Source organism: Curtobacterium sp. CFBP9011, from assembly GCF_034045095.1.
Lineage (GTDB): Bacteria > Actinomycetota > Actinomycetes > Actinomycetales > Microbacteriaceae > Curtobacterium.
Map to the genome: position 1 here is coordinate 305,078 of NZ_JAXCWN010000004.1, position 24,657 is coordinate 329,734.

Annotated in this window: 22 protein-coding genes; 15 read left to right on the plus strand and 7 right to left on the minus strand. The window is 71.6% G+C overall.

Annotation, left to right across the window (positions count from 1 at the left end):
- Nucleotides 1-175: 175 nt before the first annotated feature.
- Nucleotides 176-340 (minus strand): hypothetical protein, encoded by a 165-nt coding sequence (locus SOM35_RS11155; protein WP_320515426.1) that lies wholly within the window; start codon nt 338-340, stop codon nt 176-178.
- 81 nt (nt 341-421) lie between these two features.
- Nucleotides 422-1,030: a hypothetical protein gene (locus SOM35_RS11160; protein ID WP_320515427.1), complete on the minus strand. Its 609-nt coding sequence runs from the start codon at nt 1,028-1,030 to the stop codon at nt 422-424.
- A gap of 164 nt (nt 1,031-1,194) precedes the next feature.
- Here SOM35_RS11160 and SOM35_RS11165 point away from each other — a divergent pair, with 164 nt between their 5' ends.
- Together SOM35_RS11165 and SOM35_RS11170 are read left to right on the plus strand one after the other, a co-directional pair.
- A complete protein-coding gene (locus SOM35_RS11165) occupies nt 1,195-2,703 on the plus strand; it encodes a 3' terminal RNA ribose 2'-O-methyltransferase Hen1 (protein WP_320515428.1) in 1,509 nt (502 codons plus the stop codon).
- Complete coding sequence (locus SOM35_RS11170; protein ID WP_320515429.1) at nt 2,700-5,318, plus strand: polynucleotide kinase-phosphatase; 2,619 nt, start codon at nt 2,700-2,702, stop codon at nt 5,316-5,318. Before SOM35_RS11165 ends, SOM35_RS11170 begins: the two co-directional genes overlap by 4 nt.
- Before the next feature lie 226 nt (nt 5,319-5,544).
- Here SOM35_RS11170 and SOM35_RS11175 read toward each other — a convergent pair whose 3' ends face one another.
- Nucleotides 5,545-6,153, minus strand: a complete 609-nt coding sequence (locus SOM35_RS11175; RefSeq protein ID WP_320515430.1) for a uridine kinase family protein — start codon at nt 6,151-6,153, stop codon at nt 5,545-5,547.
- A gap of 45 nt (nt 6,154-6,198) precedes the next feature.
- Here SOM35_RS11175 and tsaB point away from each other — a divergent pair, with 45 nt between their 5' ends.
- From tsaB to SOM35_RS11195, 4 genes are all read left to right on the plus strand, one after another.
- A complete protein-coding gene (gene tsaB / locus SOM35_RS11180) occupies nt 6,199-6,819 on the plus strand; it encodes a tRNA (adenosine(37)-N6)-threonylcarbamoyltransferase complex dimerization subunit type 1 TsaB (RefSeq protein ID WP_320515431.1) in 621 nt (206 codons plus the stop codon).
- Nucleotides 6,816-7,379, plus strand: coding sequence for a ribosomal protein S18-alanine N-acetyltransferase (gene rimI, locus SOM35_RS11185; protein WP_320515432.1), 564 nt, complete (start codon nt 6,816-6,818; stop codon nt 7,377-7,379). Before tsaB ends, rimI begins: the two co-directional genes overlap by 4 nt.
- The gene (gene tsaD, locus SOM35_RS11190; protein ID WP_320515433.1) at nt 7,366-8,421 is read left to right on the plus strand and encodes a tRNA (adenosine(37)-N6)-threonylcarbamoyltransferase complex transferase subunit TsaD; all 1,056 of its coding nucleotides are present in this window, start codon (nt 7,366-7,368) and stop codon (nt 8,419-8,421) included. Before rimI ends, tsaD begins: the two co-directional genes overlap by 14 nt.
- A 78-nt stretch (nt 8,422-8,499) precedes the next feature.
- Nucleotides 8,500-9,096, plus strand: a complete 597-nt coding sequence (locus SOM35_RS11195) for a DUF4190 domain-containing protein (protein WP_320515434.1) — start codon at nt 8,500-8,502, stop codon at nt 9,094-9,096.
- Nucleotides 9,097-9,201: 105 nt separating this feature from the next.
- Here SOM35_RS11195 and SOM35_RS11200 read toward each other — a convergent pair whose 3' ends face one another.
- Nucleotides 9,202-10,404, minus strand: coding sequence for a class I SAM-dependent methyltransferase (locus tag SOM35_RS11200; RefSeq protein WP_320515435.1), 1,203 nt, complete (start codon nt 10,402-10,404; stop codon nt 9,202-9,204).
- A gap of 160 nt (nt 10,405-10,564) precedes the next feature.
- Here SOM35_RS11200 and groES point away from each other — a divergent pair, with 160 nt between their 5' ends.
- Both groES and rarD read left to right on the plus strand, forming a co-directional pair.
- Nucleotides 10,565-10,861, plus strand: a complete 297-nt coding sequence (gene groES, locus SOM35_RS11205; protein ID WP_071292506.1) for a co-chaperone GroES — start codon at nt 10,565-10,567, stop codon at nt 10,859-10,861.
- A 107-nt stretch (nt 10,862-10,968) separates the two neighbouring features.
- Nucleotides 10,969-11,922 carry an EamA family transporter RarD gene (rarD, locus tag SOM35_RS11210; RefSeq protein ID WP_320515436.1) on the plus strand — a complete coding sequence of 318 codons (954 nt, stop codon included), beginning with the start codon at nt 10,969-10,971 and terminating at the stop codon, nt 11,920-11,922.
- Between the two features lie 113 nt (nt 11,923-12,035).
- Here the strand turns inward: rarD and SOM35_RS11215 are convergent, their stop codons facing one another.
- The 3 genes from SOM35_RS11215 to guaB all read right to left on the minus strand — a co-directional run bounded on the left by SOM35_RS11215 (nt 12,036) and on the right by guaB (nt 16,347).
- Nucleotides 12,036-13,373 (minus strand): ABC transporter substrate-binding protein, encoded by a 1,338-nt coding sequence (locus tag SOM35_RS11215; RefSeq protein ID WP_320515437.1) that lies wholly within the window; start codon nt 13,371-13,373, stop codon nt 12,036-12,038.
- A 383-nt stretch (nt 13,374-13,756) separates the two neighbouring features.
- A complete protein-coding gene (locus tag SOM35_RS11220; protein ID WP_320515438.1) occupies nt 13,757-14,632 on the minus strand; it encodes a hypothetical protein in 876 nt (291 codons plus the stop codon).
- Between the two features lie 212 nt (nt 14,633-14,844).
- The gene (gene guaB, locus SOM35_RS11225; RefSeq protein ID WP_320515439.1) at nt 14,845-16,347 is read right to left on the minus strand and encodes an IMP dehydrogenase; all 1,503 of its coding nucleotides are present in this window, start codon (nt 16,345-16,347) and stop codon (nt 14,845-14,847) included.
- Nucleotides 16,348-16,719: 372 nt separating this feature from the next.
- Between guaB and SOM35_RS11230 the strand changes: the two genes are divergently transcribed.
- From SOM35_RS11230 to SOM35_RS11260, 7 genes are all read left to right on the plus strand, one after another.
- Nucleotides 16,720-18,048: a branched-chain amino acid ABC transporter permease gene (locus SOM35_RS11230; protein WP_111073896.1), complete on the plus strand. Its 1,329-nt coding sequence runs from the start codon at nt 16,720-16,722 to the stop codon at nt 18,046-18,048.
- A 12-nt stretch (nt 18,049-18,060) separates the two neighbouring features.
- Complete coding sequence (locus SOM35_RS11235) at nt 18,061-19,047, plus strand: branched-chain amino acid ABC transporter permease (RefSeq protein WP_111073895.1); 987 nt, start codon at nt 18,061-18,063, stop codon at nt 19,045-19,047.
- Nucleotides 19,040-19,999 carry an ABC transporter ATP-binding protein gene (locus tag SOM35_RS11240; RefSeq protein WP_320515440.1) on the plus strand — a complete coding sequence of 320 codons (960 nt, stop codon included), beginning with the start codon at nt 19,040-19,042 and terminating at the stop codon, nt 19,997-19,999. The genes SOM35_RS11235 and SOM35_RS11240 overlap by 8 nt, the downstream gene beginning before the upstream one ends.
- A 134-nt stretch (nt 20,000-20,133) precedes the next feature.
- A complete protein-coding gene (locus SOM35_RS11245) occupies nt 20,134-20,859 on the plus strand; it encodes an ABC transporter ATP-binding protein (RefSeq protein WP_239539992.1) in 726 nt (241 codons plus the stop codon).
- A 312-nt stretch (nt 20,860-21,171) separates the two neighbouring features.
- Nucleotides 21,172-21,420 (plus strand): hypothetical protein, encoded by a 249-nt coding sequence (locus SOM35_RS11250; protein ID WP_320515441.1) that lies wholly within the window; start codon nt 21,172-21,174, stop codon nt 21,418-21,420.
- Between the two features lie 68 nt (nt 21,421-21,488).
- The gene (locus SOM35_RS11255) at nt 21,489-22,607 is read left to right on the plus strand and encodes a GuaB3 family IMP dehydrogenase-related protein (protein WP_111073891.1); all 1,119 of its coding nucleotides are present in this window, start codon (nt 21,489-21,491) and stop codon (nt 22,605-22,607) included.
- A 64-nt stretch (nt 22,608-22,671) separates the two neighbouring features.
- On the plus strand, nt 22,672-24,543 hold the full coding sequence (locus SOM35_RS11260; protein ID WP_320515442.1) for a glycerol-3-phosphate dehydrogenase/oxidase: 1,872 nt from the start codon (nt 22,672-22,674) through the stop codon (nt 24,541-24,543).
- The last annotated feature ends 114 nt before the right edge of the window (nt 24,544-24,657 follow it).

The window sequence follows — 24,657 nt, forward strand, 5'->3', positions numbered from 1 at the left end:
GCCCGTCCCCCCCCTACCGGGTCGGACATCGTCGTGCGCCAACGTCGTACCCGACGGCGTCGTAGCGCGAGGACGCCTGTCGCGTGACCCGAACTCGAGGCAGGCGTCCTCGACCTCGTCGTCCTCGCCCTCGTCGTGCGCGCCCGGAGCGCCCTGGACCGGCGGGGTGCGGACGTCAGCGGCGGGAGCGTCCGAGCAGGAGCACACCGAACAGCACGACGACGGCCACGACGACCACGACGGTGACGAACACGCCGGTCGCGTCCAGGGCACCGCCGCCGCCGTCGTTGCACGGCACGTTCTCCAGCGCACACGATGCTGTGGCCCACACGGCGTCCATGCGGTGACGGTACCGCCAGGCGAGCGGTGCGGACCAGGACCCGGCGGTGACGATCCGGCCACGAACGGTGACCGGTGCCGGTCAGTCGCGGCCCGCCCGGGTCCGCAGGCCGCAGCTCCGCCGCTCGAGGTCCGCCAGCGCCGCGACCGTCTGCGGGTCCCGCCCGCGCCACCGGTCCACCACACCGGGCCCGAGGGCGACGACGGCGTCCCGACCGACGAGGGCCCGCAGCGCGAGGAGTTCGGCTCCGTCCGGCGACCGGTCGACGCGGCTGGTGGCACTCGCGACCCGGACGAAGCGCCCACGGGTCCGGACCCACACCAGCAGCAGCAGGGCGATGACGACGACGGTCAGCCCGCCGCCGACCAGGTGCGCGAGGTGCAGGGCCGTGTCGTGCTGCTGGGCACCGGCGGCTGCGACGGCGCCCGCGTGCTCGCTGGCCTTCCGGAGCGGACTGCTGACGGCGTCCCCGGCGAGCGGGATCCGCGACAGTGCACGTGCGGTGGCGGAGAGCTGCTGCTGGAACGCGGTCCCCTCGGACTGCACCCGGGTGCCGATCGTGGCGAGCCGGGCGATGGAACCGGCGACGTCGCGGCCGATGACCACCGCCAGGACGATGCCGACCAGCACGAGGACGTCCCCGACGAGTTGCCGGGCACGTCGGATCGGGCGGCTGTCGTACACGACCATCACGGGCCTCCTGTCGGGGGACCGGCGCCGGGTCCGGCGGGACGGTCGACGTCCCAGTCTGCTGACGTTGCCTGTGCGCCGTCCCGTCGTACTAGGCTCGCTCTCCGGCCTCGGACCCGCCGGGCGGCAGCGATGCCGGACCACGACGATCGGAGGCCACGCGCATGCTCGTGACCATCACCACCCGCGGCGACGCGGCCCCGGACCTCTCCCACCTGCTGCACAAGCACCCCGGGCGGGCCCAGTCCTTCGACCTGAGCGTCGGCACGGCGTACGTCTTCTACCCGGCGGACACCCCCGACGAGTGCACCGCCGCCCTGCTGCTCGAGGTCGACGCGATCGCCCTCGCCCGCAGCAAGCGGTACGGCGCCGATGCGCAGGCGCTGTCGCGGTACGTCAACGACCGTCCGTACGCGTCGACGTCGATGCTCGCGTTGGCGATCGGGCAGGTGTTCCGCAGTGCGATGGGCGGACGCAGCACCTCGCGGCCGGAGCGCGCCGCCGAGCCGATGGACCTCGAACTCGGCCTGACCAGCGTGCCGAGCGAGGTCGACGAGCACGGGGTGGGCCTCGCCACCCGGCTGTTCGCGCCGCTCGGCTGGGACGTCGAAGAGCGCCGCCGGCCGCTCGACGACACCCGTCCGGATTGGGGCGACGCCGCCACCGTCGGGCTGCGGCTGCGCGGCCGGGTCCGGCTGGCCGACGCGCTCCGCCAGCTCACCGTGCTGCTGCCGGTGCTCGACGACGCCAAGCACTACTGGGTCGGCGACGACGAGGTCGGCATGCTGCTCCGGCGGGGCGAGGGGTGGCTGGCCGAGCACCCGCTCCGCGAGCTCATCACGACGCGGTCGCTCGCGCACCAGCGGTCCCTCGTCGACGACGCGACCGGACGGCTGCTCGGGCTCGACGGCACGGCCGGGGACGGTGGTTCGGTGGACGCGCCCGTCGACGAGGGTCCCGCCGAGGACGACAGCACGGCGGCTGCCGAGACGCCCCTGTACCGCCGCCGAGCCGACGCGGTCCTGACGGCGCTCGCCGACGTCCAGGCCCACACGGTCGCCGACGTCGGCTGCGGCGAGGGTGCCCTGCTCCGACACCTGTTCGCCGACCGTTCCTTCACGACGATCATCGGTACCGACGTCGCACCCCGCGAACTCGCACGGGCCGAGCGGCGCCTGCGACTCGACGACGTCAGCGACGAGCAGCGGGCCCGCGTGCGGCTGCTGCAGTCCTCGGTCACGTACTCCGACGACCGGATCGCCGGCCTCGACGCGGTGGTCCTGATGGAGGTCGTCGAACACGTCGACCCCGAGCGGCTGCCGGCACTCGAGGCCTCGGTGTTCCAGGCCGCCCGGCCCGCCGCCGTCGTCGTGACCACCCCGAACGCCGAGCACAACGTCCGCTTCGCATCGCTGGCGGCCGGTCGGTTCCGGCACCCGGACCACCGGTTCGAGTGGACCCGCGACGAGTTCCGCACGTGGGCGCAGGGCGTCGGCGACCGACACGGCTACACCGTCGAGCACCGACCCGTCGGCGACGACGACCCCGAGGTCGGCCCACCCACCCAGCTCGCACTGTTCCGCCGCCACACGACCGGCGGCCCGACGACCACCAGCGCGACGACCACCAGCCCGACGACCACCAGCCCGACGACCGGAGGCACCGCCGCATGACCGCCCTGACCGTCCCCACCATGTCCCTGGTGCTGCTCGTCGGCACGAGCGGTTCCGGCAAGTCCACGTTCGCCGCGCAGCACTTCGGTCGCTTCGAGACCCTGTCCAGCGACTTCTTCCGGGGCCTCGTCTCGAACGACGAGGACGACCAGGCCGCGACCCCCGCCGCGTTCGAGGCACTGAAGCACGTCGCCGCCCAGCGCCTGCGCGCCGGACTGCTCACCGTCGTCGACGCGACGAACGTGCAGGCCGAGGCCCGTCGCGACTTCGTGCAGCTCGCCCGCGAGCACGACGTGCTGCCGGTCGCGATCGTCCTCGACGTCCCCGAGTCGGTCTGCATCGCCCGCAACGCCGCCCGCACCGGTCGGGACTTCGGCCCCGAGGTCATCCGACGCCAGCAGGGGCAGCTCCGCCGCGGGCTCAAGGCCCTGGGCAAGGAGGGGTTCCGCCGCGTCCACGTGCTGCACGGCGAGGACGAGATCGCCGCCGCCACCATCGTCCGTGAGCCCCTGCTCAACGACCGCACCGGCGAGCACGGTCCCTTCGACGTGATCGGGGACGTGCACGGTTGTCGCTCCGAGCTCGAGACGCTCCTCGGCCGGCTCGGCTGGACCCTGGTCCGCGACGACCTCGGCCGACCCGTCGACGCCGTGCACCCGGAGGGCCGTCAGGCGCTGTTCCTCGGCGACCTGGTCGACCGCGGCCCGGACTCCCCGGGGGTCCTGGGGCTCGTGATGGGCATGGTGCGGAACGGCCACGCCCTCGCCGTCCCCGGCAACCACGAGGACAAGCTCGTCCGTGCGCTCGACGGTCGCAAGGTCCAGACGTCGCACGGGCTCGCCGAGACCCTCGCGCAGCTCGCCGCCGAACCGGACACCTTCCGCGACGAGGTCCGCGAGTTCTGCCGCGCGCTCGTCGGGCACCTGGTGCTCGACGACGGCCGGCTCGTGGTCGCGCACGCCGGGCTGAAAGAGCAGTACCAGGGCCGGGCCTCCGGCCGCGTGCGGTCCTTCGCGCTCTACGGCGACACCACCGGGGAGAGCGACGAGTACGGCCTGCCCGTCCGCCTGCCGTGGGCGGACGCCTACCGCGGGAAGGCGACGGTCCTCTACGGCCACACGCCGACGGTCGACGCCGAGTGGATCAACGGCACGATGTGCCTCGACACCGGGTGCGTGTTCGGCGGCAAGCTCTCCGCGCTCCGCTACCCCGAGCGCGAGGTCGTCCAGGTCCCCGCCGAACGGGTCCACTACGCCGCCGCCAAGCCGCTCGAGCCGCTGCGCGGACCGGGCACGTCGACGACGGGTGCCGCCGGTGCGGACGTGGGGCGTGCCTCCAGTCCGGCCGGGAGGCCCGTGGCCGGCCCCGCTGCACCGCGACGCGTCCCCGGCCTGCTCCCGATCGAGGACGTCACCGGCAAACAGGTCGTCGAGACCCGACACCACGGCCGGATCGGCATCCGTGCCGAGAACGCGGCCGGCGCCCTCGAGGTGATGAGCCGGTTCGCCGTCGACCCGCGCTGGCTGCCGTACCTGCCGCCGACGATGAGCCCGGTCGCGACCTCGGCGCACCCCGACCACCTGGAGCACCCGGACGAGGCGTTCGCGTACTACCGGGGCCAGGGCGTCGACCACGTGCGGATGGAGGAGAAGCACATGGGCTCCCGCGGCACCGTGCTGCTCGCACGCGACCCGGACCGCTTCGGTGCACCGGCGGACTGGAACGGCGTCGTGACGACCCGCACCGGCCGGGCGTTCTTCGACGCCGCCGACTCCCGGACCTTCCTCGGGCGGCTCGACGCAGCGGTCGAGGCAGCCGGCCTCTGGGACGAGCTGGACACCGACTGGCTGCTGCTCGACGGCGAGGTGCTGCCGTGGGCGGTCAAGGCCGAGGGCATGATCCGCGATTGGTACGCCGAGGTCGGTGCCGCTGCCGGCGGAGCGTTCCCGGACGCCCTGGCCGCGCTCGCCGCAGCACATGACCGCGGCATCGACGTCACCGACCTGCTGGCCCGGACCCAGCAGCGCGCCGTCGACGCCACCGCCTACACCGAGTCCTACCGCCGGTACGCCGACCCGGCGACCGGCCTCGACGACGTGCGGTTCGCGCCGTTCCAGGTCTTGGCAGCCCGGGGACGGACGTTCGCGGACCGGCCGCACGGCTGGCACATGGCGGTCGCCGACCGCCTGGCCGCCGCCGCGCCCGACGTGGTGCGGGCGACCCGGTCGTTGCTCGTGGACGTGCGGGACGAGACGAGCCGTGCGGCTGGGGCCGAGTGGTGGCAGGACCTGACCGGTGCCGGGGGCGAGGGTGCCGTCGTGAAGCCCGAGTCGAACCTGACCCGCGGGCCGAAGGGACTCGTGCAGCCGGGCGTGAAGGTCCGCGGGCGGGAGTACCTGCGGATCATCTACGGGCCGGAGTACACCGAGCCGGGCAACCTGGCGCGCCTGAAGGACCGGGACCTCGGGCACAAGCGGTCGATGGCGCTGCGCGAGTACGCCCTCGGGCTGGAGTCGCTCGAGCGCTTCGTCGAGGGGGAGCCGCTGTGGCGCGTGCACCAGGCCGTGTTCGGCGTGCTGGCGATGGAGTCGGAGGCCGTCGACCCGCGGTTGTGAGCGGTGCCGGTGAGCGGTGCCGGGCTGAGGTTCGCGCTGAGCGACAGTCCTCGTGGCCGGCGGCCCGAGCGCTGTCGCTCAGCGCGAACCACGCTGGCGGTCGCTCCACCGTGTCAGAGCGTCGGAGGCGGGATCACCCAGGCACGCTACTGTCGATGCACAGTCCCGCAGTCGAACGGCTGCTCGGGTTCTGGAAGCCGTCGTGGTCCCTCGGGTCACGGCGGCTTCACCCGTCTCCGGGCGTGCGGATGTCCGGCCGTCGAACCCGCGAGCGGTACCGGATGTCTGCGGACTCCCGCGGGGCGAAACGCTCGGCGAAGTCGTGGTCGTTCGGGGTCCAGACGTCACGCCACAGCTCGTCGTGCGACCGTCCGAGTTCGCGGTCCCGAGCGATCCCGCGCCGGGCTGCCTCGTCGAGGTCGACGTCGCACCAGACCGCCAGGTCCAGCAGCCCCCGGACCTCCGGGTGGAAGAGCCCGATCAGGTCGACGACGAGCAGGTCGGTGGTCGGCAACGGCTCCGGTGCTCCGAGCGTGTGGGCGGACCAGTCGAACCGGCGGAACGTGCTCGCCCGACCGGCGCGGTGCGGCTCGAGGACCTCGGCAGCGAGCCGCAGGCGCTCGACCCCGTCCCAGTCCGTCGACCGCCGGTGAGAACGGGTCGGATCGAGGAAGTCGTCACCCCGGATCCGGACCGCCCTGGGCAGCGCGTCGACGAGCGCACGGGCAATGGTCGACTTGCCGGACCCGCAGTGGCCGGACACCCCGACGACGAGCGGCGACCGTGCGGCTCCGCGGAGTGTCCGGACGTGCTCGAGCAGGGCATCGCGGTCCATCCCGTCAGCGTAGGGCGGGCGCTGGTCCGCGCCTACGATGGACGGGTGCTGCTCGCGATCGACACCTCCGCCGGGACCTCGGTCGCCGTCGTCGACCCGTCGACCCGTCGGGTCCTGGCCGAACGCGAGACCGAGGACACCCGTCGTCACGCCGAGGTGATCGGACCGTTCCTCGACGAGACCCTGCGCGCCGCCGGCATCACGCCCGCCGACGTCACGGCAGTCGTCGCCGGCATGGGCCCCGGGCCGTTCACCGGGCTCCGCGTCGGCATCGCCGCCGCCCGCACCTTCGCCGCTGCCCGCGACGTCCCGTTCCTCCCGCTCGTCAGCCACGACGCCGTGGCCGCCGGCGAGCAGGGCCCCCTCGTCGTCCTCACCGATGCCCGCCGCCGCGAGGTCGCGTGGAGCGCCTACGACGCCGACGGCGTCCGCGTCGCCGGCCCGGGTCTCGCCAGGCCGGCGGACCTGGACGACGTGCTGCGCGCCTCCCGTCCCGACCTCGTCGACTGGCCCCGGCACACCGCCGTCACCATCCCGGCCGGGAGGCTCGGGGTGCTCGCCGCCGGCCGGCTCGCCTCCGGCACACCCCTGGCCGCGGACACGCCGGTGTACCTGCGGGAGCCCGACGTCACCGTCCCCGGCGCACCGAAGCGGGTCGCCCGGTGACGCTCGCCCTGCCGGACGGTCTGCGCCTGCGTCGGGCGCACCCGGAAGACCTCGACGACGTCATGTGGCTGGAGCGCGTCTCGTTCCCCACCGACGCGTGGTCGGCGTCGCAGATGTCGGAGGAACTGCACTCCCCGCACGGGTACTACGTCGTCATCGAGACCACTGGTGACGACTCCGCGCCCACGGTCGTCGGGTACGCGGGACTGTCGTCGCTGCCAGGCAACCCGGTCGCCGACGTGCAGACCATCGCCGTCGCTGCGGACCAGCGGGGGCGGGGCCTCGGCCGGCTGCTCTTCACCGAGCTCCTCGACGAGGCCCGGCGCCGTGGCGTGCACGAGGTGTTCCTCGAGGTCCGCGCCGACAACCCGGTCGCGCAGACGATGTACGTCGGCTTCGGGTTCACGCACATCGCCACCCGGCCGCGGTACTACCAGCCCGACGGGGTCGACGCGTGGGTGATGCGTGCCGCACTCGAGCCCGCGGCGCCCGCGGTACCCACGGGTCCGGCCTCCGGTCCCGGCCCGATCGGACAGGAGGCCCTCGATGAGCGCGACTGAACCCCTGGTGCTCGGCATCGAGACGAGCTGCGACGAGACCGGCGTCGGCATCGTCCGCGGCACATCCCTGCTCGCCAACGTCATCGCATCGAGCATGGACGAGCACGCCCGCTACGGCGGCGTCGTCCCCGAGGTCGCCGCCCGTGCGCACCTCGAGGCGATGACCCCGACCCTGCAGCAGGCACTCGCGCAGGCCGGCGTCACGCTCGACGAACTCGACGCCGTCGCCGTCACCGCGGGCCCCGGGCTCGCCGGCGCCCTGATGGTCGGGGTCGGTGCGGCGAAGGCGCTCGCCGTGGCCACCGGCAAGCCGCTGTACGGCGTGAACCACCTGGTCGGCCACGTCGGGGCGGACGTGCTGCGACCGGACGGCTCCGAGATCGACCTGCCGACCGTGGCGCTGCTCGTCTCGGGTGGTCACACGTCGCTGCTCCTCGTGCGGGACCTGGTCGGGGACGTCGAGCTGCTCGGCGAGACCATCGACGACGCCGCGGGCGAGGCGTTCGACAAGGTCGCGCGGCTCCTCGGCCTGCCGTACCCCGGCGGCCCGCAGATCGACCGGGCCGCGGCGGACGGCGACCCCACCGCGATCCGGTTCCCGCGCGGGCTGACGCTGCCGAAGGACATGGCGGCGCACCGCTACGACTTCTCGTTCTCCGGGCTCAAGACCGCCGTCGCCCGCTGGGTCGAGCGCTGCCGTGACGAGGGCCGGGAGGTCCCGGTCGCCGACGTCGCCGCGAGCTTCCGGGAGGCCGTCGTCGACGTGCTGCTCACCAAGGCACTGAACGCCTGCCGGGACACCGGGGTCGACCGGCTGCTCCTGGGCGGTGGGGTCGTCGCGAACGCCCGACTGCGGCAGGTCGCCGAGGAACGCTGCGCCGCCGCCGGTGTCACCCTGCGGATCCCGCCGTTCGACCTCTGCACGGACAACGGGGCCATGATCGCGGCCGTCGGGGCACGGCTCGTCGCCGAGGGCCACGCGCCGAGCGACCTCCGCATCGCCGCGGACTCCACCCTGCCGGTGACGACCGTCCAGGTCTGACCTCGTCTCCTGAACCGCTCAGGCACGCCTGTGGGAAGATCGGGGACGGCGGTCGAGTGGCTGCCAGGAGGGTGCGACGTGTCCGATCTGAACGACCGATCGAAGCCGGACGAGACGTCCCGGCAGGCGCGGCAGGACCCGTACGGGCAGCAGAGCCAGGGCTGGCAGCAGCCGGGGCAGTACGGCCGGCCGCAGCAGCACGGCCAGCCGCAGCAGTACGGCCAGGCGCAGCAGTACGGCCAGTACGGCGCCGCCCAGCAGAACCCGTACGGTGCGCACGACCCGTACGCGAAGCAGAACCCGTACGCGGCGCCGCAGTACGGCGCCGGTGATCCCTACCAGGCCAGCACCCACAACCCGTACGCCCCGCGGCCGACCAGCACGCTCGCGATCCTGTCGATCGTCTTCGCCTTCGGTGGCATCGTCCTCGGGCCGCTCCTGATCCTCACCAGCCCGGCCGGCGCGATCATGGGCCACGTCGCCCTCGGTCGCATCAAGCAGACGGGCGAGCAGGGGCGGGGTCTGGCGCTCGCCGGCATCATCGGCGGATGGGTGTTGACCGGCCTCTTCATCCTGCTCGTCATCGCGCTCATCGCGATCATCGCCGCCTCGCCCGGCTCGGTCGGGTCTGAGTGGGACAGCTCCGGCGGCGGTGTCGGCGCGCTCATCGGCTGACCCGGACCGATCCCGCCGCGACGCGCGACGAACGCGCCGCGGGACAGCGCCCGGCGCGCGACACCGCCCAGCGCGACCAGCGCGGGACACCGCCCGGCGCGCTGCTCAGCCGGCCACGTCGGTGAGCCGTTCGCACAGGACGGCGGTGTGTCGTCCCTCCAGTCGGGTGAGCAGGAGCGTCACGCGACCACGGCCCCGCAGACGCAACCGCTTGCGGAACTCGGCGGGGTCGACGTCGACCCCGCGCTTCTTGATCTCCACGGTCCCGATGTCGTCGGCGGCCAGCCGTGCGGCCAGGCGCTTGACGTCGAGCGGCATCGTGTCGAGCACGCGGAACCCCTGCGCGAACGGGGTGACGACGGCCTGGTCCGAGGTGACGTACGCGATGCCCTCGGAGAGCATCCGGCCGTCGATCGAGCGGGCGAGGTCCCCGATCAGCCGCGCGCGGATCACGGCGCCGTCGGGCTCGTAGAGGTAGTCCCCGAGCGGCCCGACCTCGACGTCCTCGGCGTCGGCTGGGCCGGTCAGCTCGGCGATGCCGTGCGGGCCGACGACGGTCGCGGCCCGGCGGATCCCGGGCCGGGCGAGGGGCCCGAACCACAGGGCGAGTTCGACGACCTCCCGGTCGACGGAGGTCCACTGCGCCTCGGCCGTGTCGGGGATCAGGTCGCGGTCGATGCCCGGGCCGAGCTTCACGCCGGTCGGGGTGGTCGTGGCCGCCGCGAACACGGTGTCGAGCGAGGGCGACCAGTCGTCCGGGTCGGCCAGGCGTCGGGTGTCGGAGTGCCCGCTGGTCCGCCGGGCCGGGTCCATCCAGACGCCGTCGACGGTGGACAGGTCGAACGCGGCGGCGTCCCCGAGGGTGACCCGGGCGTTCGGCCACGGCGCCAGGTTGTGCGTCGCGACGGCCGCCGTCACCTCGTCGCGGTCGACCGCCGTGACGTCGAGGTCGAGCGCCGCCATCGCGAGCGCGTCCCCGCCGATGCCGCAGCCGAGGTCGGCGACCCGCTGCAGTCCGGCGGCGGCGAAGCGCCCGGCGTGCTGCGCGGCGACCTGCAGCCGGGTGGCCTGCTCGAGGCCCGCTTCGGTGAAGAGCATCCGTGCCGCGAAGTCGCCGAACTTGCCGCGGGCCTTCTGCCGCAGCTTCGCCTGGGTCAGGACCGCCGCCACCAGGGCGGGGTCGTGGCCCTCGGCCCGCAACCGGGAGACCACCCGGACGATCTCGCCACCGTCGGAGACCGAGGGCGTACGGTCGAGCAGGTCCATCCCGGCCGGGGTCAGCAGCTGGGTGAGTTCGGCGGCGTCCATGCCCCGATCCTCCCAGGCGGCGGACACGGCCGTGGCGCACTGGCACTCGGATTGACCGAGTGCCAGTGACGTCCTACAGTTGGGGTTGGCACTCTCCCGCGGGAAGTGCCAACCCGGTTTTCGTCAGTACCGAACACGTACCGAGAAAGAAGAGGTCACCGTGGCCGTCAGCATCAAGCCGCTCGAAGATCGCATCGTCATCCGTCAGGTGGAGGCGGAGCAGACCACCGCGTCCGGTCTGGTCATCCCGGACACCGCGAAGGAGAAGCCCCAGGAGGGCGAGGTCGTCGCCGTGGGCCCGGGTCGCATCGACGACAACGGCAACCGCGTGCCGCTCGACGTCGCCGTCGGCGACAAGGTCATCTACTCGAAGTACGGCGGCACCGAGGTCAAGTACTCGGGCGAGGACCTGCTGGTCCTCTCCGCCCGCGACGTCCTCGCGGTCATCGAGCACTGACACCTGCTCCACGAACGCCCCGTCGGCCTGGCCGGCGGGGCGTTCGTCGTCTGCCGGGAGGCCCGCCACCAGCACCCGACGTCGGCTCGCCTTCCTAGGATGGTTCCGTGAGTGAACCGAGTTCCACGCGCCCGGCGCGCAGCGAGGCATCCGTCGGCGTCGTGCAGGCGCTCGTCGCCTACGGACTCTGGGGCCTGATGCCCCTGCTCTTCGCCGCGATGGCCCCCGCCGGTGCGTTCGAGATCGTGTCGTGGCGGATCGTCTTCGGCCTGGTGTTCTGCGCCGTCGCGATCCTCGCCACCCGCTCCTGGCTGCGGACCCGTGCCCTGCTCGTGCAGCCCCGGGTGATGGGGATCATGGGCATCGCCGCCGGACTCATCCTGGTGAACTGGACCGTGTACGTCGCCGCGACGACCACCGGCCACACCGTCGAAGCGGCCCTCGGGTACTTCATCAACCCGCTCGTCACCATCGCCCTGGGCATCGTGGTGCTCCGCGAGCGCCTGCGTCCGCTGCAGTGGATCGCGGTCGGCATCAGCGTCGTCGCGGTCGTCGTCATCGCGGTCGGCTACGGGCGGATGCCGTGGATCTCCCTGGCGCTCGCGTTCTCGTTCGGGCTCTACGGCCTGGTGAAGAAGCGCGTCGGCGGCACCGTCGACGCCCTGAGCGGGCTGACGATCGAGACCGTGTGGCTGCTGCCGATCGCCGTCGGGGCGCTCGTGGTGCTCGGGGTGACCGGGCTCGCCGGTGGCGTGACGTTCGCGAGTGCGGGCGGCGTGCACGTCCTGATCACGGTGCTGACCGGGCCGGCGACCGCGGTGCCGCTGCTGCTGTTCGCGTCCTCGGCCCGTCGGGTCAGCCTGTCGACCCTCGGGTTGACGCAGTACCTCGCCCCCGTGATGCAACTGCTCGTCGGGGTGCTCGTGCAGCACGAGGCGATGTCGCCCTCGCGGTGGGTCGGCTTCGGCGTGGTCTGGTTCGCGCTGGTGCTCCTCACGATCGACTCGTTCACCGCTGCGCGGCGGAGTGCCCGACGCGACCCCGTGCCGGAGCCGGCCTGAGCTGACGGGGGTGGGGCGGGCCTCCCGTCCGTCACCTGTCCGGCCGGTGCCGGGTGCACGCGAACGGCCCCCGGCAGCTGCTGCTGCCGGGGGCCGTCGTGGTGCTGGTGCGGTTACTTCGAGACCGAGCCCTGGATGGCGCTCTGGTAGACCGGCTTGTTGTCCTTGTCGAACTTGTAGATGCCGATGTAGGCGCTCGACGGGTCGTTCTTCTTGTCGAACGGGCCGATGCCGGACGGGCCGGTGTAGTGGATGTCCTTCACACTGTCCAGCAGGGCCTTGCAGTCCTTGAACGTCGAGCACTCGGTGCCACCGTCAGCGCCGGACACCGCAGCCATGTTGGCCTGGATGGTGCCGGAGTCGGTGCCCTTGCCCTTCACCGCGGCGAGGGCGGCGAGGGTCGTGGCGTCGTAGGACTCAGCCGCGTACGAGAAGTCCGCGAGGTCCTTGCCGGACGACTTCTTGTAGAACGCGACCAGACGCTGCTTCAGCTCGTCCTTCGGGCTGGCACCGGGGATGGTGCCCTGGGCGCCGTCGAGGGTGCCCTTGTCGAAGTCCTTCGAGTAGTCCGCGGTGTTGCCGTCGGACATGTAGATCTTCGCCTTGTTCCCCTGCGAGACGAGCTCGGGGATGATCGACTTCGTCTCGTCGAAGGCCAGGACGACGATCGCGTCGGGCTTCGTGGCGAGTGCCGCGGTCACCTCGGACGAGAACGTGGTCTGTCCGGGCGGGAACTCCTGGCCCTTGCCCTTGGCGCCGTAGACGACCTGGCCGCCGGCGGCCTCGACCGCCTCCTGGACGGAGTTGCGGAGACCGGTGCCGTAGGTGTCGTTGAAGACCAGGAACGCGACCTTGGCGTTGCCGTCACCCGTGATGAGCTGGCCGAGCGCCGAGCCCTGCACGGAGTCCGGCGGAGCGGTGCGGTAGTAGTGCGACGAGTAGCCGGACAGGTCGGTCGCCGTGTTGGCCGGCGAGATCTGCACCATGCAGTTGCTCGTGAGCTGGTCGATCACGTTGAGCGTGACGGACGAGGACTCGGCGCCGATGACGACCGGGACCTTGGCGTTGACGAGCTTCGTCGCGGCCGAGCTGGACACGGTCATGTCGTTGCTGTCGCCGGAGTCGGTGGCGGGGTCGATCGTGACGTCCTTGTCGAGCACGCCACCAGCGGAGTTGATGTCCTCGACCGCCAGGCCGACGCCGGACTCGGCGGGCGGGTTCAGGTAGGCGAGCGACCCGGTCAGCGGCAGGATCGTGCCGATCTTCAGGGGGTCGGTGCCGGGCGACGAGGGGGCCTGGCAGCTCGCGGCCGGGTCCTTCTTGGCACCGCCGGCCGAGGCCGACTCGGAGGAGCCGCCACCGGCGTTGCTCGAGGTGGAACAGGCGGCGAGGAGCACCGCTGCGGCTCCCGCCAGTGCCAGCGCCGTGGTGGCGCGGGTGGTTCTGATCATCCGTGGAACCCTTTCTCTGCGCGGAGGCCCCACCGCATCGGGTCGAGCGCGGCGTCTCCGCGTGGGATGTGGAGAAAACTAGGGTCGATGTGTTTCGCCCGTGTGACGGAAGTGCACACCTGGGTGTTTCGTTACAGACCCGTGACACTTCTGAACGGCCTCACCGGAACCCCTGATCAGGAGTCCGTCCGGACGGTCTCCACGGATCCGGAAGACTGTCGCGGAGGCCCGCGGTGCCCGAGACGCCCCCGTCTGTACCCGAGACGCCCCCGTCTGTACTGGGCGCCCGTATCGCGCCGAGACGCCGCCGACTTCCGCGGCGTCTCGGCAAGTCAGACGTGCGACGTGCAGACAGGGGTGTCTCGGCGCACCCGTCGGGCCTCTCATCTGCGCTGTGCCCAACCGCGTCCGATCGGCAGTCCGGCGGCGACGAGGAGCGCACCCAGGCTTGCCGGGTCCCCGGCCTCCGCCATGCCCCACCGCGCGAACCCCCGAACGCGGCTCGCGCGGCGGAGGGCGTCCTCGCGCCGCTTCTCGTGCCAGAGCACATCACGGTCGTCGTACTTCACCCGCCCGTCGAACTCACCGATGACACCGGCATCCGGCCACCAGAAGTCGACGCGGAACACGCCGCGGTCGGTGTCGAACCGGTGCTGCAGGACGGGAGCAGGGGCTCCGAGGCGTTCGACCGTGACCCGGCTGATGGACTCGCCGGGCGACTCGGCGGCCGCATCGGCGAAGTCCAGCGCCGCAGACGCCTGGCGGACGCCTCGACGTCCGGCGCAGGCGGTGAGCGCATGCTCGAGGACGGACCGGTCGAGCGCTCCGACGTGGAGGACGTGGTCGAGCACGACGACGGCGTGTTCGAACGTCGACGTGCGCGCGACGTCGACGACGGTCCGGAGCATCGAGGTGATCCGGATCCCGCCGAGCAGGACCACGTCGCGCTCATCGATCGATCCGACGTGCCGGACGACCCCACGACCCGCGTGCGTCTTCGTCGTCCGCGGGTCGATGACGTGGAGGCGCCAGTCGGTCCTGCCGTGCTCGGGGAGTCCCCACAGTGCTGCGGCGGAGCGGTGTGACACGACCCCGTGCGCCTGCAGCCTGGCGGCACGAGCCCGGACCACGAGCTGCCGCCGCTCGAGCGGGCCGAGGGCCGCCCAGTCGCCACGCTCCACTGCGACTCCGTGGAACAACCGGACCGGGTCGTCCAGCGTGGACGGCAGCGCTGTGAGGATCGTTGATCGCATCTCCATGCAGCGACGGTGCTCCCGGCCGTGTGACCAGCGGGATCCGCGAGGCGGAGCTGTGGAGAGCCTCCCGGCAGTCTGCCGGTGTGCAGGACCAGCTGACACGCCCCCGTCAACGCGAGACGCCGCCACACGCACGAGACGCCGCCGGGATCGGCGGCGTCTCACGCACATGGCGGCGTCTCGGCGCCCGGCGCTCGGCACCCGGCGCCCGCCTGCTAGCCGCGGTAGTTCGGCGCCTCGACGACCATCTGGATGTCGTGCGGGTGCGACTCCTTCAGCCCGGCCGCGGTGATGCGGACGAACTTGCCCCGCGCCTTGAGCTCCGGGATCGTCCGACCGCCGACGTAGAACATCGACTGCCGCAGCCCGCCGACGAGCTGGTACACGACGTTGCCGACCGAGCCGCGGTAGGGGACCTGGCCCTCGATGCCCTCGGGGATGAGCTTCTCGTCGGAGGGTACGTCCGCCTGGAAGTAGCGGTCCTTCGAGTACGAGGTCTTCTTGCCGCGGGTCTGCAGCGCGCCGAGGGAACCCATCCCGCGGTACGCCTTGAACTGCTTGCCACCGACGAACACGAGCTCGCCCGGGGACTCGTCGGACCCGGCCAGCAGCGAGCCGAGCATGACGGTGTCCGCACCGGCGACCAGGGCCTTGGCGATGTCGCCCGAGTACTGCAGGCCACCGTCGGCGATGATCGGGACGCCGGCCTCCCGCGCGGCGAGCGACGCCTCGTACACGGCGGTCACCTGCGGCACGCCGACACCGGCGACGACGCGGGTGGTGCAGATCGAGCCCGGACCGACGCCGACCTTGACGGCGTCCACCCCCGCGTCGATGAGCGCCTGCGCACCGGAGCGGGTCGCGACGTTGCCGCCGATGACGTCGATCGCGTCGAAGGACCGGTCGGCCTTGAGCCGACGGACCATGTCGAGCACGCCTTCGCTCTCGCCGTTCGCGGTGTCGACCACGAGCACGTCGACCCCGGCGTCACGCAGTGCCTCGGCACGCTGCCAGGCGTCGCCGAAGAACCCGATCGCCGCGCCGACACGCAGGCGGCCCTCGTCGTCCTTCGTGGCGTCCGGGTACTTCTCGCTCTTGTCGAAGTCCTTGACGGTGATGAGCCCGCGGAGCTTGCCCGCCGGGTCGACCAGCGGCAGCTTCTCGATCTTGTGCTGGGCGAAGATCGCGATCGCCTCTTCGGGGTCGATGCCCTCCGGAGCGGTGATCAGCGGTGCCTTCGTCATGACGTCACGGACCAGCGTCGTGGCCATCTCGAACGGGGCGACGAACCGCATGTCCCGGTTCGTGATGATGCCGACGAGCGTGCCGTCGGACTCGACGACCGGCAGGCCGGAGACGCGGAACTGCCCACAGAGCGCGTCGACCTCGGCCACGGTGGCGTCCGGGGCGGTGGTCACCGGGTTGGTGATCATGCCCGACTCGGAGCGCTTGACCTTGTCGACGTAGGCCGCCTGGTCCGCGATCGAGAGGTTGCGGTGCAGGATCCCGATGCCGCCCTGCCGCGCCATGGCGATGGCCATGCGGGACTCGGTGACGGTGTCCATCGCCGCGGAGAGCAGCGGCACGTTGACCGAGATCCGCTTGGTGAGCCGGGACGCGGTGGACGCCTCGCTCGGGATGACGTCGGTGTGCCCCGGCAGGAGCATGACGTCGTCGTACGTGAGTCCGATGAATCCGAACGGATCCGGCTGGTCCATGGGTCCCCTTCGTGGGCGTGCGTGTGAAGTGGTCGAGACACCGGGAACGCTGCGGTGGGCTCCGGATAGGACATGGTAACGCGCGGGCTGCGCGCGCCATTCCGGGGCTCCGACCCCTCCGGAAGTCGCTGTACCGGCCGGACGGGAGGCTCGTCCCCGGAATGCAAATCGACGCGCCTGTGCAACATCACGGTTCCGGCACGATTTGTGCAGGGAACGTGCCGGAAACACGGGGGACACAAAAAATCCCTATGGTCCTCGACTATCCGAACGAGAGGCTCATCCGTGGGTTCCATCACTCCGCCGGGGTCAGTGCTCGCGCACCGATTCCGCCGCGGGGCACCAGGCCGCCGTCGCCTGGTCCTCGCCGCCGTGCTCTTCCTCGCCTTCCTCGCCACCTTCGCGGTCGACTGGGCTCTCGCTCCCGTCGCCGGTGCAGCGACCAGCAGCCCGACCTCCAGCAGCGCACCCGCGAGCACCGGGCCCTGCGTCGTCAGTACCTCGAACGGCTGCATCCAGGGCACCATCCTCGACTCCGACCGGAAGCCCACCGAGGGCGTCGCCGTGGCGGTCACCGGACCCGGCTCGTTCACCGGATCCTCGACCACGAACGCCGACGGCCGCTGGTCCGTCAGTATCCCCGCCGCCGGCGCCTACACGGTCAAGGTCGACCAGGACTCGCTGCCGAAGGGGCAGTACCTGACCGACGCGAAGGACGCCGCCCGCACGGTCCAGGGCAACGTCAACGCCAACGCCGGCACGATCTTCCAGCTCTCCGACCAGGAGGGTGCGACGACCTCCACCGCCGCCACGAGCGTCACGGCCGCCCGGTTCTGGCAGCAGTTCGCCTCCGGCATCCGCCTGGGCCTGCTCATCGCCCTCGCCTCGATCGGCCTCTCGTTGATCTACGGCACGACCGGGCTGTCGAGCTTCTCACACGGCGAGCAGGTCACCCTCGGCGGGCTCCTGGCCTACGTCTTCGCGAACCAGCTCGGATGGAACATCTGGCTCGCCGGGATCGTGACCGTGCTGCTCTGCGCCGCCTCCGGGTACCTGCAGGACGCCGGCATCTGGAAGCCGCTCCGGAAGCGCCGGATCAGCCTCACCCAGCTGATGATCGTGACGATCGGCCTCTCGATCGCCGCCCAGTACGCCTTCCAGTACTTCTTCGGCGCCGCGACCGTCCGCATCCAGCAGGGCAACCCGGAGACGGTGACCTTCGCCGGCATCACCCTCACCGTGCAGTCCTACGTCGCGATGGGCATCGCGCTCGTGGTCCTCATCGGCACCGGGCTCTTCCTGGCGAAGACCCGCTTCGGCCGCGCCACCCGAGCCGTGTCCGACAACCCGGCGCTGGCCGCGGCCTCGGGCATCGACGTCGACCGCGTGATCCGCTTCGTGTGGACGCTCGCCGCGGGTCTCGCCGGACTCTCCGGTGTGATGCTCGGCCTCGTGCTCAACGGCGTGAACTGGCAGACCGGTCTGCAGCTCCTGCTCCTGATGTTCGCCTCGGTCACGCTCGGTGGGCTCGGGACGGCCTACGGCGCCCTCGTCGGCTCGATGATCATCGGCATCGTCGTGGAGCTGACCAACCTGGTGCTGCCCGGCGACTTCAAGTACGCCACCGCACTCGTCATCCTCATCCTCATCCTGCTGTTCCGTCCGCAGGGCATCTTCGGCCGTGCCGAGCGGATCGGTTAAGGGAGCACCCGCATGGACTACATCCTCCAACTCCTCAGCTCCCTGACGCAGGAAGCACTCGCCCCGACGACCGCGGCGTTCGCCCTCGCCGCGATCGGCCTCAACGTCCACTTCGGCCTCACCGGCCTGGTCAACATGGGCCAGGCGGCGTTCCTGCTGCTCGGCGCCTACGGCTTCGCGATCTCGATCACGAACGGGCTGCCCTTCGGCATGGCCGTGCTCGTGGCCCTGGCCATCTCGATCGTGTTCGCGGTGATCCTCGGCATCCCGACCCTGCGGTTGCGGGGGGACTACCTGGCGATCGTCACGATCTCCGGCGCCGAGATCATCCGCATGGTCGGCCGCTCGAGTCTGCTGACGGACACCACCGGTGGCTCGAACGGCATCACCGGCTCCAGCTACCGCGACCCGTTCAACGCCCTGAGCTTCCTGCCCGACGGCACCACGACGATCCTCTGGTTCAGCTACTCGAACAACGGCGTCAACGGCTGGTGGATCCGCATCGTCGGCTGGGGCCTCGTCGCCCTGTTCACCCTCGTGCTGTTCCTGCTCATGCGCAGCCCCTGGGGTCGTGTCGTGAAGGCGATCCGCGAGGACGAGGACGCCGTCCGCTCCCTCGGCAAGAACGTCTACTCGTACAAGATGCAGGCGCTCGTCTTCGGTGGCGCGCTCGGTGCTCTGGGCGGCATCATCTACGTCCTGCCGAGTTCGGTACAACCGGACGCCATGGGCCGCTCGATGACGTTCTTCATCTGGACGGCGCTCATCCTCGGTGGTGCCGCGACCGTGTTCGGCCCGGTGCTCGGGTCGATCCTGTTCTTCGTCCTCCGGCTGTTCATCCGCACCATCGCGGGTGACTTCATCCCGAACTCGATCATGAACGCCCAGCAGGCCGAGCAGTTCTCCTACGTGCTCGTCGGCGTCGCGCTCATGCTCCTCATCGTCTTCCGCCCGCAGGGACTCCTCGGGAACAAGAAGGAGCTGACGTTCAGTGTCTGAACCGACCACCACCCCCGGCGTCCCCACCGCCCTCACCGCGGTGCAGCACGCTCCGGGCTCCCCGAAGCCCGACGCGATCCTGACGGTCGACAACATCACCCGGCGCTTCGGCGGCATGACCGCCGTCGACGTCGGCCACCTCGAGGTGCAGCGCGGCGCCATCACGGCCCTCATCGGCCCGAACGGTGCCGGCAAGACCACGTTCTTCAACCTGCTCACCGGCTTCGACAAGCCGTCGAGCGGCAAGGACGCGCGGTGGCAGTTCAACGGGAAGACGCTCGGCAACACCGGGGCGGCGAAGGTCGCCCGGGCCGGCATGGTCCGCACCTTCCAGCTGACCAAGGCGCTGTCCCGCCTGACCGTGATGCAGAACATGCTGCTCGGCGCGAAGGACCAGCCGGGGGAGAACTTCTTCGCCGCGCTGATCAGCCCGTTGTGGAGGAAGCGCGAGCAGGAGATCACGGCGAAGGCCGAGGACCTGCTCGACCGCTTCAAGCTGCTCGAGAAGAAGGACGACTACGCCGGGTCGCTCTCCGGCGGCCAGCGGAAGCTCCTCGAGATGGCCCGCGCACTGATGTCCGACCCGACGATGATCATGCTCGACGAGCCGATGGCCGGCGTGAACCCGGCGCTGACCCAGTCGCTGCTCGGGCACATCCAGTCCCTCCGCGACGACGGCATGACCGTGCTGTTCGTCGAGCACGACATGCACATGGTCCGGCACATCTCGGACTGGGTGGTCGTGATGGCCGAGGGCAAGGTCGTCGCCGAGGGCCCGGCCGCCACGGTGATGGACGACCAGGCCGTCATCGACGCCTACCTGGGCGCGCACCACGACACCGACCTGGGTGACGACTCGCTCCTCAACGAGGAGACCTACGAGGAACTCGCCGACGAGGTCGCAGAAGAGGACGCGGCGGACACCGCCGACGAAGGGAAGGCGACCCGATGACGGACGCGACGAACGGCACCGGCGCGGACCGGGCCTCCAGTCCGGAGCCGGCGGCGGTGGCCGCCACCCCCGGCACGCCGACCCCGCGTGCCGCGCCCGGTGGCGCGACCGCCGTGCAGGACCGCGAGCCGGTGATGCGGGCCGACAACGTGGTCGCCGGGTACCTGCCGGGCGTCAACATCCTCAACGGCTGCGACCTGGTCTGCTACCCGGGCGAGCTCATCGGCATCATCGGCCCGAACGGTGCCGGCAAGTCGACGCTCCTCAAGGCGCTGTTCGGTCTCGTCAACGTCCGCGAGGGCGCCGTGACGCTGCAGGGTGAGGACATCACGAACCTCAAGGCGAACAAGCTCGTGCAGGCCGGCGTCGGCTTCGTCCCGCAGACGAACAACGTCTTCCCCTCGCTCTCCATCGAGGAGAACCTGCAGATGGGGCTGTACCTGCGGCCGAAGAAGTTCAGCGAGCGGCTCGAGGTCATCTACGACCTGTTCCCCGTCCTCGGACAGCGCAAGGGCCAGCGTGCCGGGTCGCTCTCCGGCGGTGAGCGACAGTCGGTCGCGATGGCCCGTGCGCTGATGATGGACCCGAAGGTGTTGCTGCTCGACGAGCCGAGCGCCGGACTGTCGCCGGTGCGTCAGGACGAGACGTTCATCCGCACCCGCCGCATCAACAAGGCCGGCGTCTCCGTGATCATGGTCGAGCAGAACGCCCGCCGCTGCCTGCAGATCTGCGACCGCGGCTACGTCCTCGACCAGGGGCGGAACGCGTACTCGGGCACCGGGAAGGAGCTGGCCGACGACCCCAAGGTCATCGAGCTCTACCTCGGGACGCTCGCCAAGGACGTCGACGCCACCAAGTAGGGCGTCGACACCGCGGGTGCCGCTGTGGGGGCAGCACCCGCGACCGGTGGGGCCGTGCAGGCTGCGCATGCGCGCCGCACGGCCCCGCTCTCGTTCCCGGCGCGCCGCCGTCTCGCTGAGACGCCGCGGTCGCGCTGAGACGCCGCGGTCGCGCTGAGACGCCGCAGGATCCGGCGGCGTCTCGCGCGCTCGGCGGTGCCGCGCGCAGACGGGAGCGTCGTGGGGGACGTGCGCCGGGCCTCCTGTCCGTCCCGTCCCCGCCGTCTGGCCGGGAGGCCCGCCCCACCCCCGCCGGTCGGGTACCGTTCCAGCGTGCAACGCTTCGCGGACCGCGCGATGGACGCCCTGGTGTGGGTGGTGTTCGTCGTCCTCTTCATCGGTGCGGCCCTGCTCGTGAAGGTCGCGGCCGCGCTGCTCGTCGTGCTCGTGGTGCTGGCGCTGCTGCTGGGACTGACGCTCCGGGTGCTGCGCCGGACGCGGTCGACCCGTGGCCCGCGGACGCCGCGTGCCACTCGGCCGCCCCGTTCCGCTCGGCCACCCCGGCGCCGCGGCCCGCGCTGACCCGCTCCGCCGCACGCACGGACCGTCCGGCCGTGCCACCCGCACAGCCCGCCCGGTAGGGTTGCCGGGTGAGCGAAGTCGAGATCGGTGCAGGCAAGCGCGGACGTCGGGCGTACGCGTTCGACGACATCGCGGTGGTCCCCTCCAGGCGGACGCGTGACCCGCGCGACGTCAGCGTCCAGTGGTCGATCGACGCGTTCACCTTCGAGTCGCCGATCCTGTCGGCACCGATGGACTCCGTCGCCTCGCCCGCGACCGTCATCGAGATGGGCCGTCTCGGCGTCCTCGGGGTCCTGGACCTCGAAGGACTCTGGACCCGCTACGAGGACCCGGAGCCGTACCTGGCCGAGATCCGCACCCTGACCGACGGCAACGTCACGAAGCGCATGCAGGAGATCTACGCCGAGCCGGTCAAGGCCGAGCTGATCACCCGCCGCCTGGCCGAGATCCGCGCCGCCGGTGTGCCGGTCGCCGGCTCGCTCAGCCCGCAGCGCACCGCCGAGTTCTCGCAGACCGTCGTCGACGCCGGGGTCGACCTGTTCGTCATCCGCGGCACCACGGTCAGCGCCGAGCACGTGTCGCAGAACCAGGCGCCCCTCAACCTCAAGAAGTTCATCTACGAGCTCGACGTCCCCGTGATCGTCGGCGGTGCCTCCACCTACACGGCGGCGCTGCACCTCATGCGCACCGGTGCCGCGGGCGTGCTCGTCGGCTTCGGCGGCGGCGCGGCCTCGACGACCCGTGCGGCACTCGGCATCCACGCCCCGATGGCGACCGCCGTCGCGGACGTCGCCGGTGCCCGCCGCGACTACATGGACGAGTCCGGCGGCCGGTACGTGCACGTCATCGCGGACGGCGGCCTCGACACCGCCGGCGACGTCGTCAAGGCGATCGCGATGGGTGCCGACGCGGTCATGCTCGGCACCGCCCTGGCCCGTGCGCAGGAAGCGCCCGGCGGCGGCTTCCACTGGGGTGCCGAGGCGCACCACCCGGAGCTGCCCCGCGGCCGCCGGGTCGAGGTCGGCACCATCGGCTCGCTCGAGAGCATCCTGTTCGGTCCGACCCCGTCGTGGGACGGCCGCGCCAACCTCGTCGGTGCCCTGCGCCGCTCGATGGCGACCACCGGATACTCCGACGTCAAGGAGTTCCAGCGAGTAGAAGTGGTCGTGGCGCCGTACCACCGCTGACGGCGGTGCGCCCGCGGAGGTCCTGCGGGTGTCGCTCCGGTGCCGATCGGCGACGGAGGCGAGCATGACAACCACGGTCACAGGCCAGAAGGCACCCCGCGGAGCATCGACCACGGCGGGGTTCGACCCCGCCACGAAGCTCGGTCCCGATGAACGCGCCGCCGCGATCGAGACCCTGAAGTCCACCGAGCTCGACGTCCTGGTGGTCGGCGGCGGCATCGTCGGTGGTGGTGCCGCACTCGACGCCGTCACGCGTGGCCTGTCGGTCGGCATCGTGGAGGCCCGCGACTGGGGATCGGGCACGTCCAGTCGGTCGTCGAAGCTCGTCCACGGCGGCATCCGCTACCTCGAGCAGCTCAACTTCACGCTCGTCCGCGAGGCCCTCATCGAACGCGGTCTGCTGCTCCAGCGCATCGCCCCGCACCTGGTGAAGCCCGTGCGCTTCCTCTACCCGCTCAACCACCGGGTCTGGGAGCGGTTCTACATCGGCATCGGCATGGCGATGTACGACGTGTTCAGCTGGTCCGGTGGTCGCCCGCCCGGTGTGCCGCACCACCGCCACCTCACCCGCTCGCAGGTGCTCCGCTCGATGCCGTCGCTGAAGAAGGACGCGTTCGTCGGCGGGATGACCTACTACGACGCCCAGGTCGACGACGCGCGCTACGTCGCCTCGCTCGTCCGCACCGCCGCCTCGTACGGCGCGCACGCGGCCTCCCGGGTCCGGATCGAGGGCTTCATCAAGGTCGGCGAGCGGGTCGTCGGGGCACACGCGCACGACATCCAGACCGGTGAGCACTTCGACATCAAGGCGAAGCAGGTCGTCAACGCGACGGGTGTCTGGACCGACGACACCCAGGCGATGGTCGGCACGCGTGGGCAGTTCAAGGTCCGCGCGTCGAAGGGCGTGCACCTCGTCGTCCCGCGCGACCGCTTCCAGTCGAACTCGGGCATGATCCTCCGCACCGAGAAGAGCGTCCTGTTCGTGATCCCGTGGGGCCGGCACTGGTTGATCGGCACGACCGACACCGACTGGTACCTCGACAAGGCGCACCCGGCGGCGACCGCGGCGGACATCGACTACATCCTCGAGCACGTCAACAAGGTGCTCGCCGTGCCGCTGACCCGCGAGGACGTCGAGGGTGTCTACGCCGGACTCCGGCCGCTGCTGGCGGGGGAGTCCGAGGCGACCTCGAAGCTCAGCCGCGAGCACGTCGTCGCGCACACCGCACCCGGACTCGTCGTCGTCGCCGGCGGCAAGTGGACCACCTACCGCGTGATGGGCAAGGACGCCATCGACGAGGCGGTCGCGGCGATGGACGGCAAGATCCCGGAGTCGACGACGCAGGACATCCCGCTGCTCGGCGCCGAGGGCTACCCCGCCGCGTGGAACAAGCGCGGCCGGACGGCGAAGTCGTCGGGCGTGCACAAGGTCCGCATCGAGCACCTGCTCAACCGCTACGGCACCCTCGCCACCGAGGTCCTGCAGCTCGTCGAGGACGACCCCTCGCTGGCCGATGCGCTGCCCGGGGCCGACGACTACATCGGCGCCGAGGTCGTGTACGCGGCCTCGCACGAGGGCGCCCTGCACCTGGAGGACGTCCTGGCCCGCCGCACCCGCATCTCGATCGAGGCGTGGGACCGCGGCGAGTCGGCAGCGCCCGTCGCTGCCCGGCTGATGGCGGGCGTGCTCGGCTGGGACCAGGAGACGACCGAGAACGAGGTCGCGAACTACCTGAAGCGCGTCGCGGCCGAGCGGGAGTCGCAGATGCAGCCCGACGACGAGTCCGCGGACCGCGTCCGGCTCGAGGCGCCCGACATCGCGTTCGGGTTCGAGGAGGACGACGTGGTCGTCGGCGGTGGCCGCTCGAGCGGCGCCGAGGGCGCGACGGCGGACGACGAGCAGGTCGTCGGCGAGAAGACGACCGAGCCCAGCTGACCCACTGACGGACGGGAGGCGCGTGGCACCCCCGCCACGGGCCTCCCGTCCGTCACTCCCGCGGAACGCAACCCGGACGGCGGAACGCAATTCGATCGCGTGGCGTCATGCCGC